The following is a 19,905-nucleotide window of genomic DNA, read 5'->3' as shown; positions in this document are numbered from 1 at the left end:
TGCGAGGATGTTTTGCGCCTGACCCATATCAAGCTCGCCGGTTTCAAGTCATTCGTCGACCCCACCAGCATTGCGGTGCCGGGCCAGCTGGTGGCGGTGATCGGCCCCAACGGCTGCGGCAAGTCGAATGTGATCGACGCCGTGCGCTGGGTGCTGGGCGAGTCTTCGGCCAAGCAGCTGCGCGGCGAGTCCATGCAGGACGTGATCTTCAACGGCTCGTCCACGCGCAAGCCGGTATCGCGCGCCTCGGTGGAGCTGGTGTTCGATAACGGCGACGGCCTGCTGACCGGCCCCTGGGGCCAGTATGCCGAGGTGGCGATCAAGCGCGTGCTGACGCGGCAAGGAGAATCGAGCTACTACATCAACAACCAGCAGGTGCGGCGGCGCGACATCACCGACCTGTTCCTCGGCACCGGCGTGGGCGCGCGCGGCTACGCGGTGATCGAGCAGGGCATGATCTCGCGCATCATCGAGGCGCGGCCGGAAGAGCTGCGCGCCTATCTGGAAGAAGCCGCCGGCGTGTCCAAGTACAAGGAGCGCCGCCGCGAGACCGAAAACCGCCTGACCGACACCCGCGCCAATCTGGAGCGCATCGCCGACCTGCAACAGGAACTGGAGCGGCAGGTGGAGCGCCTGTCGGAGCAGGCCGAAGTGGCCGCGCAATACCACGACATGCGCGGCGCGCTGACCCATAAGCAAAATCTGCTGGCGCTGGCGCGGCGCGAGGAGGCGGCCCGCAACGAGGCGCACGCGCGCGGCGAGCTGGCGCGCATCGAAACCGAAGAAGCCGCGCTGGAAGCCGCGGCCACCCATCTGGAAACCGAACAGGAGACCGTGCGCGAGCAGCACTTCGCCGCCAGCGACGCGGTGCACGAGGCGCAGCAGCATCTATTCGAGGCCAATGCCCAATTGGCCCGCCTGGAAGAAGCGCAGCGCCACCGCGAGCAAAGCCGGCAGCGGCTGGAGCGCGATCTGCTGGCCGCGCGCGGAGAGCGCCAGCAACTGGCCGACAATCGGCAGCAGGTGGAGGCGGAGCTGGATGACTGGCTGCCGCGTCTGGAAGAGGCGCAGCTGCGGCAGGAAGAGGCGCAGATGGCGCTGGAGGACGGCGCCGACGAGCTGCCGACCGCGGAGGCCGCTTTCCGCCAGCTGGACCAGCAGCAGGCGCAATTGATCGCGCAGCAGGCCAATCTGACGCGCGAGCGCGACCTGTCGCGCCAGAAAATCGAACACTGGCAACGCGGCCTGCAGCAGCTGGCCGGCCGCGATGCCGCGCTGACGCGCGAGCTGTCCGATCTGAACCTGCCCGAGCACCATGCGCTGGAGGCGGCGCAGCAAGAAGTCGACAAGGCCAAGGCCGCGCTGGACGCGGTGCGGGCGCGGCTGGTGGCCGACGAGGCCAAGCAGGCGGACCTGGCCGCCGAACGCGAGAAACTGGATCAGCTATTGTCCGCCAAGCGCACCGAGCTGGCCCGCGCCGAGGCCGAGGCCGCCGCGCTGGCCGCGCTGCTGCAGCGCGAGGCGGCGGACGAGCAGCTGGCCGGCTGGCTGGACGCGCATGGCCTGGCCGATGCGCCGCAGCTGTGGCAATCGCTGCAAGTGGACGCGCGCTGGCAGCCGGCGCTGGAGGCGGTATTGGGCGAGCGCCTGTCCGCCCGCGCCGCCTCCCTGCCCGCTGGACAACCGCCGGCGGCGCTGACGCTGGTAGACGGCAAGCGCGCGCCTGCCGCGGGGCTGCCCGCTCGCAGCTGGCCGTCGCTGCGGGCAGACGTGAAGGCGCAGGCGCCGTTCGACGCGGCCTTGGCCGACTGGCTGGCCGGCGTCTACCTGGCCGATACTTTGGACGCTGCCTTGGCGCGGCGCGGCGATTTGGCGGCCGGCGAATGCTGGCTGACGCCGGAAGGCCATCGCGTGGACGCCGTCAGCGTGCGTTTCCATGCCGAAGCCAGCGGCGACGGCCTGATGGCGCGCAAGCGGCAGCTGGACGAGGCGGCGGCCCGCGCCGAGGCGCTGCGGCCGGAAATCGAAACCATGCAGAAGAAGCGAGACAGTCTGCAAAGCATGGGCAATATGCTGGCCGAGGCGGTCCGCGGCCAGAAGGGCTCGCTGACCCGGCTGGAGGCGGAACTCAACGCCGCCACGCTGGAGCACGTCAAGCTGGACCAGGCGGCGCGCCAGGGCGCCGCCCGCCTCGCCGCCATTGAGGCCGAGCGCGGCCGCATCGCCGAGGAGAGGCAACATGCCGAAGACGGCATCGCCGAGGCCGAGCTGATGGGCGAAGAGGCGGCATTGACCTTGGAAGAACTGAGCCTGCAGCTGGAGGAGGCGCGTCTGGACAGGCTCAATGCCGAAACGCGGCTGGAGTTGGCGCGCAACAAGGCGCGCGACGCCGAGCGCGTGTTGCACGAGATCAAGCTGGCTTTGCATAGCGCCGAGCAGAAGGTCGCCGAGCTGTCGCGCCGCGGCCGAGAACTGGCCGACCGCGACGAGCAGCTGCAGGAACGCCTGGAGACGCTGGCCGTAGAGTCCGAAACGGTGGACGAGACGGTGCCGGAAGAGACGCTGCAGCTGGCGCTGGCCGAGCGCGAAACACGCGACGCGGCGCTGGCGGCGGCGCGCGACCAGCTGAACCATCTGACCGAGCGCATGCGCGAGATCAGCCAGCGCCAGCAGGAGGCCAATGCGGCGCTGCCGGCGCTGCGCGAGGCGCGTTCGGACTGGCTGCTCAAGCACCAGGAAGCGCGGCTGGCGATGGAGCGCTTCGCCGAGGAACTGGCTCAAGCCCAGGCCGACGAGGCCGCGCTGTTGGCCGACCTGAACGAGGGGGTGAAGCCCAACGCGCTGGCGGCGGAAATCGCCCGGCTGGCGCGCGCGCTGGAAGGCCTGGGCGCGGTGAATCTGGCGGCTTTGCAGGAGCTGGACGAGGCCAAGAAGCGCGGCGAATACCTGCAGAACCAGTCGGCCGACCTGAACCAGGCGATGGAAACGCTGCTCGACGCCATCGCCAAGATAGACGGCGAAACGCGCGACATGCTGCAAGCCACTTACGACGCGGTCAACGCCAAGATGCGAGAGTTCTTCCCCACGCTGTTCGGCGGCGGACGCGCCGAGCTGGTGCTGACCGGCGAGGACTTGCTGGACGCCGGGGTGCAGATCATCGCCCAGCCGCCGGGCAAGAAGAACAGCACCATTCACCTGCTATCCGGCGGCGAAAAGGCGCTGACCGCGATGAGCCTGGTGTTCTCGCTGTTTTCCCTGAATCCGGCGCCGTTCTGTCTGCTGGACGAGGTAGACGCGCCGCTGGACGACGCCAATACCAGCCGCTTCTGCGATCTGGTCAAGCAAATGTCGGAGCGCACCCAGTTCCTCTATATTTCACACAACCGGTTGACGATGGAGATGGCCGAGCAACTGGTGGGTGTGACCATGCAGGAGCAGGGCGTCAGCCGCATCGTGGCGGTGGACATCGTCGAGGCCCTGAAGATGCGCGAAACGGCCTGATGCCGGGATTGACGCGGCGCAAAGTCCGCCGTCCGCCGGCGATGGCATACTGCGCCGCCGGCAGGTTGAGCGGATTGCAACAGTCTGGCCGCGCCATTCCGTCATCGGAGAAGACGTCTCATGACTGTAAGCATCAAGCGTTGGGAGCCGGAGAACGTCATTTTCTGGCTCAGCCGGGGCCGCGCCATCGCGCGGCGCAATCTGTGGCTGTCCACGGTATCGCTGCACCTGAACTTCAACATCTGGATGATGTGGAGCATGGTGGTGCTGAACCTGCCCGCCGTAGGGTTCCTGATCTCCGGCGAGCAGCAGTTCCTGCTGGTGTCCATCCCGCCGCTGGTGGGCGCGCTCACGCGTCTGGCCTATTCCCTGATCTGGAGCTGGGTGGGCGGCGGCTTGTGGATGGGCTTGTCTACCTTGTTGCTGCTGCTGCCGGCTTGGGGCGTAGGCCGGGTGGTGCAGGACATCGCCTCGCCGTTCTGGCAGCTCTTGCTGGTGGCCGGACTGTGTGGCCTGGGCGGCGGCGCCAGTACCTCGCACCTGTCCAATACCAGCTTTTTCTTCCCCAAGTCCGAGAAGGGGCTGGCCATGGGCATCAATGCCGGCCTGGGCAATCTAGGCGTGTCGGCGGCGCAGCTGCTGATCCCCCTGTGCATACTCTATCCCTTGTTCGGCATCGCGGCTGGCGAACCGCAAGTGTGGGGACGCGGCGGCGAGGTGCACTTTGTCTGGCTGCAGAACGCGGCCTATGTCTGGATACCCTTGATTGTGCTGGTGGCCCTGGCCTGCCTGCTCTACGCCCACGATTTGCCCAAGCTGCGCATCACACCGCATGACCAGCTGGATGCGATGCGCGATGCGCATACCTGGTATATCTGCCTGCTTTACATGGGCAGCTACGGCACCTTCCTTGGATTTTCCGCGGCCTTTCCCTTGCTGGCGCGCGCCATGTTTCCGCAGCTGGACGCCAGCCCCTATCTGTTTGTCGGACCCATGGTGTGCGCTCTGGCCCGGCCGCTGGGCGGCTGGATGGGGGACCGCATCGGCGGCGGCGTCGCCACCGTGGCGGCCAATCTGCTGATGGCGCTGGGCACGGCCGGCGTCTATCTGAGCCTGCCGACAGCGACCAGCGGCGGCTCATTCTGGTGGTGCCTGGGCATGTTCCAGCTGATCTTTTTCGCCGCCGGCATTGGCAACGGCTCGTCTTACCAGCTGTCGCCCAAGGTTTTTCTGATCCTGGCCGGGCGGGAGGCGAGCGCGCGCGGCGACAGCCTGCAATCAGCCTATCAACGAGGCGGCCGCCGCGGCGCCTCGGCGATGAATGTCAGTTCCGTGATGGCGGCCTTCGGCGGCTTTGTCATTCCCAAGGCTTTCGGCTCCGCGCTGGACTGGTTCGGCAGTTTTGTGCCGGCTTTTGCGTTGTTCTTTCTGTTCTACCTGGCGTGCATGGCCGTGGCGTGGTGGCATTACAGCCGGCCGGGCGCGGAGATGCGGTGCTGAGAACGGCGATGCGGATCGCTCTGCTGCTGTCCTTGCTGGCGCATGGGCTGCTGCTGTGGGGCTGGCACGAGGGCTGGCCGGGCGCGGTGAAGCCGGTTCCACCACGACAGTTGACCGTCGCTATGCGGCCTTTCCCCGGCAAATCTGGGTTGGGTCATAGGTTGCCGGCCGCTAGGCGCGAATCGCCTGCCTTGCCGGCGCGGTCGGCATTTTGGCCAAAGACGCCTGGGGCAAGGCCGGAAACCGCGCCAGCCGCGCCGGTCTCCTCCGCCTTGCCTGCATTGGCGCGATCAAGCGCCGCGGAAGGCGCGAGGGCATTGCCTGGGAAAGGGCGGTCGGCGATGGTTGCCCCGGCACCAAGCATGGCTGTCCAGGGGGCCGGTGCCGAGGATGGCCAGCGGCAGGCGGGGGACCGTGAGGCCATACATGCCCCGTCTTATCTGGAAAATCCTCAGCCCCCCTACCCAGAGCGCTCGCGTCAGCTGGGAGAGGAGGGCTTGGTGCTGCTCAGGGTGCGAGTGGGTGTCGATGGCCGCGCCCTGTCGGTGACGCTGGCGCGCAGCAGCGGATTCCGCAGACTCGATCAATCGGCGCAGGAAGCGGTTTCCCGCTGGCGTTTCGCGCCTGCCATGCGGGGCGGACAGGCCGTCGAGTCCACGCTGTCGGTGCCTATCCGGTTTCAGGCGGACAGATAGCGGGCGGCGTTCAGGCCGGCTCGCTTTCCTGTTGCTGAAGGGCGCGGCTGAAGCTGGCGCGCAGCCGGCCCAGCTCATTGCAAAAACTGGACAAATCGTGTTCGCCGAACTGCTGGAAGGCGTTGTGCATATAGTCCAGATGGGCCGGGAACGCCTGTTTGAACAACTCCTGGCCATGCGGGGTCAGCGCGACGAAGACGCTGCGGCGATCGTTGGGCTGCATGCTGCGCACGACGATGCCCTTGTCTTCCAGGCGGTCCAACACGCCGGTCAGCGTGCCCTTGGTGATCAGCGTGTGATCGGACAACTCCTTGCAGTTCATGCCCTGATTGTTGCCCAGCGTGGTCACCACGTCGAATTGGGGAGGCGTCAGTCCCAGCCGGCGGATATGGTGGCTGGCGAACTGTTCGAATGCCTGATAGGTGCGCGACAGCTCGCGTACGACAGGCAGGAAGCTGGCTTGCTCGGATTTTTTCATCGTAAGGAATCCCCGTGCTGTTCTAAGCAGTGTTGTGCAGGCTAGTACGACCCTCTAGCAGAGTTACCTACAATTCTGGCACGCGCTATGGATAATGGCTCCTGTCAGAAATGTCATGTTCATCCTTGTGGCCTTGTCCGACATGCGGATTCGGCGCGGGTTCCGCAAGCATACCGTCTGCTCGCTGAAGGCTTGATGACAAATGCGTGGTGTCATCCTTTGTCAAGCGTTTATGCATCTCTGCATGGTGCGCCGAGACGGGCTTTCGTTATAATGAGCGTGGAATGCCCCTCCCGGAGCGGGCCTCCGCCGTTTCTTCCAAGGCGGAGAAATGACAGGATAATAGCGGGAAGCCGCCCGGCGATAGGGTCCAAGGGGACAGGGTTGGGCTTCGAACTTATTCGCCTTAATAGCGGACTGGCTGATGAGCGAATTACAGATTGGTGTATTGATATTAGGCGGCGGCGTGATCGCCTTGGTGTTCGGCTTCAACATGTTTCAGGAGTGGCGCTTCCGCAAACGCACGCAGCAGGCGTTTGCGCGGCCGCAGGATGACGTGCTGTTGGACGTGCCCAAGAATAATGTGCGCGACGGCCGCGGCGACCGCATGGAGCCGGTGCTGGTCGATGTCGATTTTGACGAGCGCGACGATGCCGCGGCGCGGTTTGAACCCGTGCTGCCGGACACGCCGGTGGCGGAGCCGGAATCCCCCCGCGCCGCCGCGCCGCGCCAGGAGGCTGCGCCGGCGCCCGAGGTGCCGGTGATCGAGGAAGAGGACGAGTCGGAGCTGGCGATGGACTCCGCCGACCATCAGGCGCTGGTGGTGGCCATGCTGGATCCTTCGCTGGACTTCATCGCGGAGGTGGTGTTCCACGAACCGCATGAGCTGGCGGCTATGCCGCGATTCAATGTGGGCAAGCGCACGCAGATGATAGGCCGCACCGAGCGCGGCCTGTGGAAGGTGGCGGAAGCGCTTCCCGGCACGCGTTACAAGCAGATCAACGTCAGCATGCAGATGGTGGACCGTTCCGGCGCGGTAACCGAGCAGGAGCTGGCGGCGTTTTGCCAGCAGGTATCGCGTTTCGCCGAGGACCATGACGCGGCCGTCAGTTTCCCGCAGCGCCAGCAGAAACTGGTGGCGGCGCGCGAGCTGGACCGTTTCTGCGCCGACGTGGATGTGCTGATCGGCATCAACATCGTGCCCAAGACGCCGATGGAGGGCGCGCGCTTGCGCAGCTTCGTCGAGGCGGCCGGCCTGCAGCTGGAGCCGGACGGCGCCTTCCACTACCTGGCCGACTCCGGCAATACCCTTTATTCCCTGGTGGCGGCGGACCAGATGCCGTTCACCTTCCACACCTTGCTGGACAAGACCTTTCCGGCGCTGACGCTGCTGTTCGATGTGCCGCGCGTGGCCGGCGGCGTGGACGTGTTCGACCGCGCCGTGCATTTTGCCCATCAGCTGGCGCAGGAGTTCGATGCCCAGCTGGTGGACGACAACCGCCGCGCGCTGACCGACGCCGGCCTGTCCCGCATCCGCGAACAGTTGCTGCACATCTACGGCAGCATGGACGACCGCGGCATCGCGCCGGGCAGCGTGGCCGCGCTGCGTCTGTTTGCCTGAGCGAGGGATGAATCATGATTTCAGGGCCGGCCATGCCGGCCCTTTTGCCGTTCGAGAGTGACCGATGACCGCATATGAAACGCGCGCGGCCGAGCTGCGCGAACTGCTGAACCGCTACGGCCACGAGTACTACGTGCTGGACGCGCCGACGGTGCCCGACGCCGAATACGACAGGCTGTTCCGAGAACTGCAGGCGCTGGAAGAGGCGCATCCAGAACTGGCGGTGGCCGATTCGCCGACCCGACGCGTAGGCGGCGCGCCTTTGTCTGAATTCGACAGCGTCGTGCACGCCGTGCCCATGCTGTCCCTGTCCAACGCCTTTTCCGATATGCAGCTGGCCGATCCGTCCGAGCGCCACGCCGAGCTGATCCAGTTCGACGAGCGTGTGCGCAAGGGCCTGGATGCCGCGGAAGTGGAGTACGCCACCGAACCGAAGTTCGACGGCCTGGCCATCTCGCTGCTGTATGAAAACGGCGTGCTGACCCGCGCCGCCACCCGCGGCGACGGCGTGGCCGGCGAGCAGGTGACCGAGAACGTGCGCACCATACGCGCCATTCCGCTGAGGCTGGACGGCGAGCATCCGCCAGCGCTGCTGGAGGTGCGCGGCGAGGTGCTGATGCTGAAGCGCGATTTCGAGCGCCTGAATGCCGATCAGGTCGCCCGCGGCGACAAGACCTTCGCCAATCCGCGCAACGCCGCCGCCGGCAGCCTGCGCCAGCTCGATTCGCGCATCACCGCGCAGCGCCGGCTGTCGTTTTTCGCCTACGCCATCGCCCAGGTAGAGGGCGCGGTGTGGCCGGACATCCATGCCGGCGAGATGGACTGGCTGAAACAGCTGGGCTTCCCGGTGGTGGAGGCAAGCCTGCGGCCCGTGGTCAACGGCGTGGCGGGACTGTCCGGCTATTACGAAGGCGTGCTGGCGCGTCGCGCCGGCCTGCCGTTCGAGATAGACGGCGTGGTGTACAAGGTGAACCGGCGCGAGCTGCAGGACGCGCTGGGCTTCGTGTCGCGCGCGCCGCGCTGGGCCATCGCCCATAAATTCCCGGCGGAGGAAGCGCTGACCGTGGTGGAGGCCATCGAGGAGCAGGTGGGCCGCACCGGCGCCATCACCCCGGTGGCGCGGCTGCAGCCGGTGTTCGTCGGCGGCGTCACCGTCACCAACGCCACCTTGCACAACGAGGACGAGGTGAGGCGCAAGGACGTGCGCGTCGGCGACACGGTGATCGTGCGCCGCGCCGGCGACGTGATCCCCGAAGTGGTGTCCGTGGTGCTGGCGCGCCGGCCAATGCGGCCGGCAGAGGGCGGCGACTTGTTCAGCGCCGGAGAGGCGCCGCAATATCCGGCCTATCGCCTGCCGGCGGCCTGTCCGGTGTGCGGCAGCCATGTGATGCGAGAGGAAGGCGAAGCCATCGCCCGCTGCTCCGGCGGCCTGTCTTGCCGCGCCCAACGCAGCCAGGCGATCCAGCACTTCGCCGGCCGCCGCATGATGGACATCGACGGCCTGGGCGAGCGCTATATCGACAAGCTGGTGGAGTACGGCTACGTCAAGAGCGTGGCCGATCTGTACCGGCTGAAGCTGGAAGACCTGCTGGAGATGAAGCGCCGCGCCGACGAGGACGAGGGCGTCACGCCGGAGACGGTCAAGGCCGGCAAGGTGGCCAGCAAATGGGCGGAAAACCTGATCGAGGCGATAGACGCCAGCCGGACGCCGCCCTTGGCGCGGCTGTTGTTCGCGCTGGGCATCCGCCACGTCGGCGAATCCACCGCCAAGACGCTGGCCGACTGGCTAGGTAGCATGGCGCTGATCCGCCGCTGTCCGGCGGCGCTGTTCGCCGCGCTGCCGGACATTGGCGGCGTGGTGGCGGACTCGCTGGCGGACTTTTTCGCCGAGGACAATAACGAGAAAGCGCTGGACGCCTTGCTGGCCGAGGTGAAGCCTGCAGACGAGCATGCGCCGTCGCCTAAGCTGCGCGAGCGCCTGGACGATGGCGCGCTGTTGACGCGGCTGGGCATCCCCCGGCTGACCGAGGTGCGCAGCCAGCAGCTGGCGGCGCAGCGCGGCCTGGCCTGGCTGGCCGAGAGCGAGCGCCGCGCGCTGCTGGCGCTGGCGCTGCCGGCGGAGGTAGTCAACGCGCTGGCCGATTGGCTGGACGAACCCGGCCGGCGCGAGGCCGTGGGCCGCTTGGCCGGCCTGCGCGACGAGATACTGGCCGGCCTGCCGGAGGCGGCGGAGGCCGCCGCGTTGCCGCTGGACGGCAAGACGCTGGTGTTGACCGGCACGCTGCCGACCTTGAGCCGCGATCAGGCCAAGGCCTTGATCGAAGCCGCCGGGGGCAAGGTATCCGGCAGCGTGTCGAAGAAAACGCATTATGTGGTGGCGGGCGAAGAAGCGGGAAGCAAGCTCGCCAAGGCGCAGGAGCTGGGCGTCGCCGTATTGGACGAGGCCGGCCTGCAGAGCCTGCTGGCCGGGAATTGAGGAGAGCGAGATGGCGCTGAAAGCGGTGGCGAAAGCCTGGACGGGCAAGGATTTCGACGAGGGCAACCGGCTGGTCGCCGCCGGCGATGTTCCAGGCGCGCTCGCGGCCTATGATCGCTGTTTATTGCAAGATCCGCGCAACTGGCAGGCGCTGGTGAACCGGGCCAATCTGCGGCAGCAGCAAGGCGATTACGCCAGGGCGCTGGACGACTACATGGCCGCCGCGGCGCTGAATCCCATGTCGGCCAATATCAAGAGCAACTTGGCCGTCTTGCTGAAAGAGTTGGGCGAGCTGGAGCTGGCCGGCCAGTTGCTTGAGGAGGCGCTGGCGGCGGAGCCCAGGCATGTCGACGCCTGGGGCAATCTGGGCGTGGTGCGCCAGCATCAGCTGCGCTACCGCGACGCCATCGCCTGCTTCCTGAAGGCCATAGAATTGGGCGGGCCGACGCCGGGCCGCTGCAACAATCTCGGCAATGTCTGCATCAGCGCCTTGCTGTTGACCGACGCCGTCGCGGTGCTGCAAAACGGCCTGGCGCTGGCGCCCGACGACGCCAATCTGCAGTTCAGCCTGGCCATCGCCTTGCTGCTGGCGGGGCATTATGAAGCGGCTTGGCCGCTGTACGAGGCGCGCTGGCGCTGCATCCTGAAGCCGCGCCATGAGGGTGCCCGCTGGGAGGGCGAAGCCCTGGGCACGCGCACGCTGCTGCTGTGGTCAGAGCAGGGCCTGGGCGACAGCCTGCAGATGGCGCGTTTCCTGCCGCGGATTCGCGCCGCGCACCCGGACGCGCGCATCCTCTTTGCCTGCCCGCAGACTTTCCACCGCTTGTTCGCCCAGTTCGACGGCATCGAACTATTGCCGGAGAGCGCCGCGCCGCGCTATGACTGCCAGCTGCCGCTGATGTCGCTGCCCGGGGCGTTGGGCGTCACGCTGGAAAATCTGCCGCGCGAGCCGTATTTGCGCGCCGTGCCGACGGCCGCGCCGCCGCTGCCGGACAACGGCCGCCCGCGCGTGGGGGTGGTGTGGGAGAGCGGCCGCTGGGGCGTCGGCATCGCCGACGCCTATCGGCAGCACAAGTCGGTGCCACCGGCCTTGTTCGCCGAGCTCTGCCGCACGCCGGACATAGACTTTTATGCCCTGCAGCCGGGCGAGCTGCCCGCTGAATTGCAAGGCCTGGTCATCCAGCCGGCAATCGGCGATTTCGCCGATACCGCCGCGCTGGTGGAGCAGATGGACCTGACCATCTGCGTCGATACCGCCATCCTGCATTTGGCGGGCGCCATGGGCAAGCCGGTCTGGGCCTTGCTGCGCGCGGAGCGGGCGCCGTTTTTCCTGACCGAGGCGGTGACCGCGCCCTGGTATCCGTCGGTGAGACTGTGGCGGCAACCGCAGCCGGTGGATTGGCGGCCGCTGATCACGGAGCTGGTTGAGGCGCTATCGGCCCGACGGATATTTTGACCTTGAGCGAAGACGGGCTAGAATGCGGCGCTGTTGTTTGCTGTCATATCAATCAACTTACATTTCGGAATTAGCATGAAGAAGATCACTAAAGCCGTGTTTCCGGTTGCCGGTTTGGGCACCCGCTTTTTGCCGGCCACCAAGGCCAGTCCCAAGGAGATGCTGCCCATCGTCGACAAGCCGCTGATCCAGTATGCGGTGGAAGAGGCCATCGCCGCCGGCATCACCGAGCTGATCTTCATCACCGGCCGCAACAAGCGTTCCATCGAAGACCACTTCGACAAGGCTTATGAGCTGGAAACCGAGCTCGAGTACAAGAACAAGCAGAAGCTGCTGCAACTGGTGCAGGAAATCATTCCGCCCACCGTCAGCTGCATCTATATCCGCCAAGCAGAGGCGCTGGGCCTGGGCCATGCCGTGCTGTGCGCGCGGCCGGTGGTCGGCGACGAGCCGTTCGCGGTGATCCTGGCCGATGACCTGATCGAGGGCGCGCCGGGCGCCATGGAGCAGATGGTGGGATTGTTTGGCGAAACCCATTCTTCCATTCTGGGCGTGGAAACGGTGGCGCCGGAAGAGACGGCTTCCTATGGCATCGTCAAGGTGGAGGCTGACGCCAAGGGCAACCAGCGCGTGCGCCACATCGTGGAAAAGCCGCGTCCGGAAGAGGCGCCATCCACCTTGGCGGTGGTGGGGCGCTATATTCTGACGCCGCGCATTTTCGACAAGCTGCTGAATACGCGCGCCGGCGCCGGCGGCGAAATCCAGCTGACCGACGGCATCGCCGCGCTGATGAAGGACGAGCCGGTGCTGGCGCTGCCGTTCAAGGGCACGCGCTATGATTGCGGCTCCAAGCTGGGTTACCTGAAGGCCACCGTCAACTATGGTTTGAAGCATCACGAGGTCGCAGGCGAGTTCGCCGCCTTCCTGCGCGAGCTGAAAATCGACTGACTGTTTTTCCATTGCGCCGCCTGAGGCGGCGCCGCCCGTTTTGTTAAGGAGTCATCATGCCTAATATTGCCGAAGCCCGTGGTCTGATCAACAGCTCGGATGTGCTGTTCAGCGCTGAGGAAGTCAGCGCCGCCGTCGACCGCATGGCGGTGGAAATCACCGAGAAACTGGGCGAGGAATACCCGCTGGTCCTGTCCGTGATGGGCGGCGCCGTGGTGTTCACCGGCCAGTTGCTGCCGCGTCTGGCCTTCCCGCTGGATTTCGACTACGTCCATGTTTCGCGTTACGGCGACAAGACCCACGGCGGCGAGCTGGTGTGGAAACAGGCGCCGAAGGAAGACGTGCGCGACCGCGTGGTGCTGGTGCTGGACGACATCCTGGACGAAGGCCACACCATGGCCGCCATCCGCGATAAGGTGATGGCGATGGGCGCCAAGGCCTTCTACAGCGGCGTGTTCGCCAACAAGCTGATCAGCAAGGAAAAACCGATGCAGGCCGATTTCGTCGGCCTGGATGTGCCGGACCGCTATGTGTTCGGCTATGGCATGGACGTGCGCGGCGCCTGGCGCAATCTGCCGGCGATCTACGCGCTGAAGTAAGACGACGCCGACATGCATCAAAAGCCGCCGCGGCCTTGCCGGGCGGCTTTTTTGCGTCTGCAGCGGGGGGAGCTTATATGCGGAACAGGCTGGTCAGGCCGCCGTCCAGCGGGATGTCCATGCCCGTCATGAAGTTGTTTTGCTCCAGCATGCGGACGACGGACAGCACATCGTCCACGGTGCCGCAGCCGCCGCTGGGGTAGACGCCGCTATAGTCGCGCAGCTGGCCGCCGTATTTGCGCCGTATCATGGGCGTGTCTATGGTGGCCGGCGAGATCGTGTTGACCAGGATGCCGTCCGCGGCATGTTCGATGGCGGCCACCTTGCTCAGGTTCAGGATGGAGGCCTTGGCCGCGCCGTAGGCGGCGAAGTTCTGCATGCCGATATGGCCGGCGATGCTGGCGAGGTTGACGATGCGGCCGCCGCCGTGGCGGCGCATGATGTCGATTTCGCAGCGCATGGCGTTGAAGGCCGGCAGCACATTCTGTTGCCAGCAGGCGGCGAGGTCTGCCGCGTCGAAGTCCCGCAGCGGTTTGCGTTGGCTGGATACGCCGGCGCAGTTGATTGCCAGGTCTATCTGCTCGATGCCGGAGAAGACGGCCCGGCAGGCGCGTTCATCTCCAAGGTCAAGCCGCAGCCGGCTGGCGCCGTCGCAGTCCGGAATCGCTTCAAGATCCATGCCTATGGCGCGATAGCCGTCGGCGGCGGCGTAGTGTCGCAGCAGCCGCCAGCCTATGCCGGAGGCGGCGCCGGTGATCAATACGGTTTTTGTCATTGCCATGCCAGTTTGCAAATGTCATGGAATGATAATGGTTAGCCGATCATCGCGTCAGCTTTCCCATTATTTTCAGGCCGCCCAAGGCGGGATGTGATGTTGCAGCCGCACCGGCCAGCGGTAAACCGCCAGCAATCTCTCCGGCGTCAGCACCGCGTTCGGCGCGCCGTCTGCCGCCAGCCTGCCGTCGTTCAGCAGGGCGACGCGGTCCGCGTATTCCGCCGCCAAGGTCAGATCATGCAGCACCTGCACCACGGTTTTGCCTTGAGCTGCCAACTCGCGCAGCAGCAGCTGCAGCTTGTGCTGATGGCGCAGGTCCAGGTGATTGGTGGGTTCGTCCAGCAGGATCAGCGGCGCTTGCTGCGCCAGCGCGCGGGCGATGGCGGCGCGCTGGCGCTCGCCGCCGGACAGCGCATCCAGCCGCTTGCCGGCATGGCCATCCAACTCCACCGTGGCCAGGGCCTCGGCCACCGCGGCGCGGTCCGGCTCGGCGGCACGGGCAAAAGCGCCGAGGTAGGGCATGCGGCCCAGCGCGACAAACTCGCTCACCGTCAGCGGAATGTCCGCCGGCAGATGTTGAGGCACCCAGGCGATGAGACGGGCGCGGCGCCGCGCGTCCATGCGGCTGACGCATTGGCCGTTCAGCCGCACTGCGCCATGGCTGGGCGCGGCCAGCCCGGCCAGCAGCCGCAGCAAGGTGGTCTTGCCCGCGCCGTTGGGACCAAGCAGCGCGCTGACCCGGCCGGCGGGCAGATCCAGCCGGATGTCGCGCAGCAGTGCGCGGCCGGCGATGGCGTAGCCCAGCCCGCGTACTTTCAGCGTCATTGTCTCAGCCATGGTTGGCGCTTCCTTGTTGGCGGCGGAACAGCCAGATGAAGAAAGGCGGGCCGGCGAAGGCCGCCATCAGGCCCACCGGCAGGTCCAGCGGCCAGGCGATGTTGCGCGCCAAGGTATCCACCGCCAGCAGGAACAGCGCGCCGGCCCAGGCCGACAGCAGGATAAGCCGGCGGCGGCAGCCGCCCGCCAGCAGGGCCAGCGCGTTGGGGATCATCATGCCGACGAAGCCGATCACGCCGGACAGCGCCACCGCGCCGCCGGTGGCCAGCGCGGCGCCTATCGCCGTCAGACGGCGGGCGCGGACGGTGTCCACGCCCAGAGAGCGCGCGGTTTCCTCGCCCAGCAGCAGGGCGTCCAGGTCGCGGGCTATGGCGCACAGCAGGGCTATCCCCAGGCCGGCCACAGCGAGGCAGGGCCACAGCTGGTCCGGCTGGGCGGCCCCCAGATTGCCGGCCAGCCAGCTGCTGGCCGCGCGCAAGGTCAGGTCGTCGGAGAGAAACAGAATCAGGCTGGACACCGCGCCGCAGAAGGCACCGACCACCAGGCCCATCAGCAGCAGGCCGGCCAGGCCTCCCTTGGCCAGCCGCGCCAGCATCAGGATCAGCCAGGTGGCGATGAGGCCGCCGCCGAAGGCCGCCAGCGGCAGCGACAGTCCGGCCAGGCCCAGCGCCAGCACGGCGATCACCGCCAGCGCCGCGCCGCCGGAAGTACCGATCAGGCCCGGATCGGCCAAGGGGTTGCGGAACAGCGCCTGCAGCGCGGCGCCACTGGCCGCCAGCGCCGCGCCCACGGCCAGGGCGGCGGCGATGCGCGGCAGCCGCAACTGCGTCACCAGCGGGTCGGCCAGGTCCGGCCAGGCCAAGCGGCCGGCTGAACTGGACAAGGCCAGCCAGGGCAGCGCCAGGCTGGCGACAATCAAGCCGGCCCACAGCCAGCGCTGGGCGCTCACATCTTCACCATCTGGTCGACGACTTCAGGGCTGTGCAGACCCACCAACATGGCCTGTTGCGGCGCCATCAGGTAGATGCGGCCCTGCTTGCCGGCCGGCGTGGCGGCGATCTCCGGCCGCTTGGCGAAGGCATCCTTACCGCCGTAGGCCGCCGCGGTGTGGCTGCCCAGGATGATCACGTCCGGCTTCAGCGTTTGCCAGGCGTCGCGGTTGAGCGGCTTGAAGCCGGAGAGCCCGGCCGCGGCGTTGATGCCGCCCGCGGCGCGGATCAGCGTGTCCGGCGCGGTTTCGCGGCCGGCCGCCAGCGTGCCGTCGTAGCTCACCAGATAGCGCAAGGTGCGGGCCGGGCGCGGCTGCATGCCGCGCTGCCAGTCCGCCGCCAGCTTGTCGGCCGCGGCGTCGCGGCCCAGCAGCTTGCCCACCTTGCGGATGGAGTCGGCGAAGTCGCGGCCGTCCTCGCGCGGGCTGACTTCCTCGGCCCGCAGCTTCAGCTGTTTCAGCTGCGGCCACAGCGTGGGCGGCTGGGCGGCGGCGCTGCCCAGCACCAAGGTCGGTTTCAAGCCGGCGATGGTTTCCGCGTTCAGCGCGCGCGAAAAGCCCACGACCTGGGCATGGGCCAGTTCCGGCTCGCGGCTGCTGCGGTCGCGGCCCACCACCTGGCCGGCCGCGCCCAGCGCGACGACGATTTCGGCGATGTCCGGCGTCACCACCACCAGCCGCTCCGCCGCCAGGCAGGGCAGGGCGGACGCGGCCAGCAGCAGGCCGGCTATCCAGGGCTTAGGCGACATTGGCTTGCTCCAGCGTCGGCAGCTCGCCCAAGAGCTTCACCCATTCGGCGCGTTCGGCGCGGCCCGGCTTGCGCTCGCCGAAGAACGTCGCCAGCGACTCTCCGGCCTCGTCGAACAGCTCCAGCGATGTCACCACGCCGCTGTCGCCCGGCTTGCGGGTGATCCAGGCTTCGGCGATGCGGTCGGTGCGCAGGTGCAGGTTGAAGTCCGGGTCCAGCACATTTAGCCAGTCGCCCACCACCTGTACATTGCGAACCTGTCCGGTGTGGATCTGGATCATGCCGCGGTTGCCGGCGAACACCATGATGGGCGTTTCGGTGGCGGAGGCGCGGCGCAGCAGCTGCTCCACGGCGTCTTCGCGCACCCGCCAGGCCTGGCCGGCCGGCGCCAGGCGGAAGCCTTGGCGGCGCGACACCTGCCAGCGGCGCAGGAAGGCGTGGAAGTGGTGCACGTCGTTCAGTTGCAGCCATTCGGCCTGGAAGGCCGCCTGGTCTATGGCTTCGTCCGCTTGCTCCGGCTCGGCCGGCGCGGCCGGTTCCGGAGCGATGTCGGCCGCCGGCGCGGCGTGGCGCGCCACCAGCGCGTCGAAGGCGGAAACATCGCTGCTTTCGGTCAGGTAGACCTTGTGCACCGCCTCGCCGTGGCGGTCGAAGAACTGCAGGCTGCGTTGCGTGCCGCGCGGCGTCTCGCTCTGCACCGCGAAACCGTGGTGCCAGTGGAACAGGAATATGCGCAGGTCGATGACCGGGTTCAGCGCCAGGCCCACCTTGCCTTCAAACGACACATTGGCGTAGTCGCCCTTGGTTTCGTGCACGCAGGCGTGGTTACGCGTCAGCGCCATCACGCGGCCCAGCGCGTGCAGTTCGCTCAGTATTTGCGGCCAGTCCGCCTTGAGCGGCGTGGCGGCCGGGTCGGCGGCCACCAGCTCGCATTCGCTGACTTGCAGCGCGTCGGCGGCGTCGCGCGCGCGCAGGCGCGGCTGGCTGGCTTTGAGCGACTGGTAGCGTTCCCATAGCTGGCTCATGTGAATCTCCTTGATGCGATGAAAATGGACAGGATCAGAATTGGTACTCGGCGCTGGCGCCGACATTGCGGCCGGGCTGGGTGTAGCGGTCCAGCGTGGCGTCGTTAGCGGCCATGCCGCGCACGTCGGCGGCTTTCCAGAACTTGCGGTCGAAGACGTTGAACACGCCGGCGCGCAGCACGGTGTGTTTGGCCGGCTTCCAGTAGGCGGTCAGGTCCAGCGTGGCGTAGCCCGGCGCTTCGAAACCGGCGGTCTGCGCGGAAGACGCCGGCGACAGGGCCACGGCGGCCACGCGCGTGTTGCGGACGGCGGCGCGCAGCAGCGCCTCGCCGCCGAAGCTGGCCTGGTCGTAGCGCAGCCCGGCCACAGCGGACAGCGGCGCGATGGACGCGAGCGGTGTGTTGTCGTCCAGATTCTCGCCGCGGGCGTAGGCGACGGAGCCGTTCAGCTGCCAACCCGGGGCAACGCGCCAGCCGGCGCGGGCTTCCGCGCCCTTGATGTCGACGCGGCCGATGTTCTGGTACTGGTAGGTCAGCAAGCCGTTCTGCATGCCCAGGCTTTGCTGTTCGATGAAGTCGCGGTAGCGGTTGGCGTAGGCGGTGAGGCCGAAGTCGAAGCGCTCCCACTTGCCCTTGAGGCCGAGCTCCACGCCGCGGCTGGTTTCGGACTTTAAGTTAGGGTTGGCGATGACCTGGTAGCCGTAGGCGCGGTTGACGAAGGCCATATTGGCGTCGTCGAACGGCGGTGCGCGGAAGCCGGACGATAGCTGGGCGAAGCCGGTGTAATGCTCGGCGAACGGCATGCTCAGGCCCAGCTTGGGCGAGAAGGCGCCGTCGCTGAACGAGGGCACGGCCTGGCCGCCGCTGTTGGCATAGGCCTGGTCCGGCTGGGTGCGCATCTTGTAGTGGTCCCAGCGCAGCGATGGCGACAGGGCGATGCCTCCCGCGAACTTCATTTCGTCCTGGATGAACAGGCCGATGCGGTCGGACGTGCTGTCCGGGAAGGTTTTGCTGGGGAAGGTTTCGCCGCCGATGACGGTATTGCTCGAGCCGTTGGCCAGGTACTGGGTTTTCATGCGCGGCCGGCTGGTGTCGGTGCGCGACAGGTCGACGCCCCACAGCAGCTGGTGCTCGGCCGACAGCGCGGCGAAGCGGTGTTCGGCCTCCAGGATCAGGCCGCGGATTTTTTGTTCGAAGCCGTAGTTGGAGGCGATGCGGCTGCCGTCGCCGTACTGCGCCAGACTGTCGTCGGCGTTGTCCAGCTTCTGCTGGTACAGTTTGGCGGACAGGCGCTCGAACGGGCCTATCTGCTTGCCTTCCCAGGCGAGGGAAATCCGGTCGCGCTGGGTGCGGTCGGCCGAGGCTTGATTCTGCAATGCTGGCACGGGGCGGCCGCGGGACACATAAGCCGGATACAGCGTGTTCAGCAGATGGGTATCGGTGTCGCGGCGGAAATGCTCCAGCGTCAGTTCCAGGCGTTGTTGGGGAGCCAGCTGGTAGCCGAGCTTGGCCAGCGCGTTGTCGCTGCGCCACTCCTGCGTATTGGGCGTGGTCCGCGCGGCGGAGGCGCTGTCGTTGCCGCCCAGGTTGTCGGCCTGATGGCCGTTGCGGTGGGTGTAGATCAGCATCGCGTCGGCGCGCTCGCCCTTGACGCCCAAGGCAGCGCTGCCGCCCCAGCTCTTTTCTGCGGTCGAACCGAAGCTCTTGGCGCTGCCGCCGACGCCGGTTTCCTCCGGCACAAAGTCGTCCACCGTCTTGGTGCGGTAGCCGATGACGCCGCCTATGGCGTCCGAGCCGTACAGGCTGGAAGTGGGGCCCTTGACGATGTCGATGGCGCGCAGCGTTTCCAGCTCGACGAAGTCGCGGCCGGAGATGGCGCCGTTGCCGTTGCCGCCGCCGGCGTAGGCTTCCGGCAGCCGCTCGCCGTCTATCAGCATCAGGATGCGGTTGCCGTCGATGCCGCGCAGGGTCCAGCCGGCGTTGCCGCGGCGGTTGGGATCGGAGGCGACTTCCACGCCCGGCTCGTACTTGGCGGCGTCGGCGATGTCGCGGATCAGCCTGTCATCCAGCTTGTGGCGAGAGACCACGCTGGCGTTGGGCGCGGTTTCGGCCAGCGGTTTTTCGGTGCGGTGGGCGGTGACTTGAACGGTTTCAAGCGATGGCGGCAGGTCTTCCGCGAAGGCCGGCCAGGCGGCGGCCAGGCTCAACATCAAGGGGGGGGCGCGAAACAGGGCCATGGAAACTCCAGTGTGTCGTCGT

At 67.2% G+C, this 19,905-nt stretch carries 15 protein-coding genes; 8 read left to right on the top strand and 7 right to left on the bottom strand.

All coding sequences use genetic code 11. The annotated features are described in order from the left end of the window. Positions 1–12 precede the first annotated feature (12 nt). The 3 genes from smc to FYK34_RS20520 all read left to right on the top strand — a co-directional run bounded on the left by smc (position 13) and on the right by FYK34_RS20520 (position 5,696). Entirely contained in the window at positions 13–3,501 is a 3,489-nt protein-coding gene (gene smc / locus FYK34_RS14225; protein WP_149297490.1) for a chromosome segregation protein SMC, read from the top strand. Positions 3,502–3,621: 120 nt separating this feature from the next. Further along, entirely contained in the window at positions 3,622–5,001 is a 1,380-nt protein-coding gene (locus FYK34_RS14220) for an MFS transporter (RefSeq protein ID WP_149297488.1), read from the top strand. Positions 5,002–5,363: 362 nt separating this feature from the next. Continuing rightward, the gene (locus tag FYK34_RS20520) at positions 5,364–5,696 is read left to right on the top strand and encodes an energy transducer TonB (RefSeq protein ID WP_168209753.1); all 333 of its coding nucleotides are present in this window, start codon (positions 5,364–5,366) and stop codon (positions 5,694–5,696) included. A 10-nt stretch (positions 5,697–5,706) separates the two neighbouring features. On the opposite strand, the gene FYK34_RS14210 is transcribed toward FYK34_RS20520, so the two are convergent. After that, positions 5,707–6,174, bottom strand: coding sequence for a MarR family winged helix-turn-helix transcriptional regulator (locus tag FYK34_RS14210; RefSeq protein ID WP_149297484.1), 468 nt, complete (start codon positions 6,172–6,174; stop codon positions 5,707–5,709). A gap of 424 nt (positions 6,175–6,598) precedes the next feature. On the opposite strand from FYK34_RS14210, the gene FYK34_RS14205 reads away from it, so the two are divergent. From FYK34_RS14205 to FYK34_RS14185, 5 genes are all read left to right on the top strand, one after another. After that, positions 6,599–7,795, top strand: a complete 1,197-nt coding sequence (locus FYK34_RS14205; RefSeq protein ID WP_149297482.1) for a cell division protein ZipA C-terminal FtsZ-binding domain-containing protein — start codon at positions 6,599–6,601, stop codon at positions 7,793–7,795. A gap of 64 nt (positions 7,796–7,859) precedes the next feature. Continuing rightward, positions 7,860–10,271 (top strand): NAD-dependent DNA ligase LigA, encoded by a 2,412-nt coding sequence (gene ligA, locus FYK34_RS14200; protein ID WP_149297480.1) that lies wholly within the window; start codon positions 7,860–7,862, stop codon positions 10,269–10,271. Between the two features lie 10 nt (positions 10,272–10,281). After that, entirely contained in the window at positions 10,282–11,727 is a 1,446-nt protein-coding gene (locus FYK34_RS14195; protein ID WP_149297478.1) for a tetratricopeptide repeat protein, read from the top strand. Between the two features lie 75 nt (positions 11,728–11,802). Beyond that, positions 11,803–12,675, top strand: a complete 873-nt coding sequence (galU, locus tag FYK34_RS14190; protein ID WP_149297475.1) for a UTP--glucose-1-phosphate uridylyltransferase GalU — start codon at positions 11,803–11,805, stop codon at positions 12,673–12,675. 56 nt (positions 12,676–12,731) lie between these two features. Then, entirely contained in the window at positions 12,732–13,274 is a 543-nt protein-coding gene (locus FYK34_RS14185; RefSeq protein WP_149297473.1) for a hypoxanthine-guanine phosphoribosyltransferase, read from the top strand. 73 nt (positions 13,275–13,347) lie between these two features. On the opposite strand, the gene FYK34_RS14180 is transcribed toward FYK34_RS14185, so the two are convergent. The 6 genes from FYK34_RS14180 to FYK34_RS14155 all read right to left on the bottom strand — a co-directional run bounded on the left by FYK34_RS14180 (position 13,348) and on the right by FYK34_RS14155 (position 19,883). Beyond that, complete coding sequence (locus FYK34_RS14180; protein WP_149297471.1) at positions 13,348–14,055, bottom strand: SDR family NAD(P)-dependent oxidoreductase; 708 nt, start codon at positions 14,053–14,055, stop codon at positions 13,348–13,350. 66 nt (positions 14,056–14,121) lie between these two features. Further along, positions 14,122–14,886: an ABC transporter ATP-binding protein gene (locus FYK34_RS14175; protein ID WP_149297469.1), complete on the bottom strand. Its 765-nt coding sequence runs from the start codon at positions 14,884–14,886 to the stop codon at positions 14,122–14,124. After that, positions 14,879–15,835, bottom strand: a complete 957-nt coding sequence (locus tag FYK34_RS14170) for a FecCD family ABC transporter permease (RefSeq protein WP_231137268.1) — start codon at positions 15,833–15,835, stop codon at positions 14,879–14,881. The genes FYK34_RS14175 and FYK34_RS14170 overlap by 8 nt, the downstream gene beginning before the upstream one ends. Further along, entirely contained in the window at positions 15,832–16,623 is a 792-nt protein-coding gene (locus FYK34_RS14165; RefSeq protein WP_149297467.1) for a heme/hemin ABC transporter substrate-binding protein, read from the bottom strand. The genes FYK34_RS14170 and FYK34_RS14165 overlap by 4 nt, the downstream gene beginning before the upstream one ends. Then, positions 16,613–17,647, bottom strand: coding sequence for a hemin-degrading factor (locus FYK34_RS14160; RefSeq protein WP_149297465.1), 1,035 nt, complete (start codon positions 17,645–17,647; stop codon positions 16,613–16,615). The genes FYK34_RS14165 and FYK34_RS14160 overlap by 11 nt, the downstream gene beginning before the upstream one ends. A gap of 34 nt (positions 17,648–17,681) precedes the next feature. Continuing rightward, positions 17,682–19,883: a TonB-dependent hemoglobin/transferrin/lactoferrin family receptor gene (locus tag FYK34_RS14155; protein ID WP_149297463.1), complete on the bottom strand. Its 2,202-nt coding sequence runs from the start codon at positions 19,881–19,883 to the stop codon at positions 17,682–17,684. Positions 19,884–19,905: the final 22 nt, after the last annotated feature.

This window comes from Chromobacterium paludis (assembly GCF_008275125.1).
Lineage (GTDB): Bacteria > Pseudomonadota > Gammaproteobacteria > Burkholderiales > Chromobacteriaceae > Chromobacterium > Chromobacterium paludis.
The sequence above is the reverse complement of the archived record's forward strand: the minus strand, read 5'-3'. Positions and strand labels throughout refer to the sequence as shown.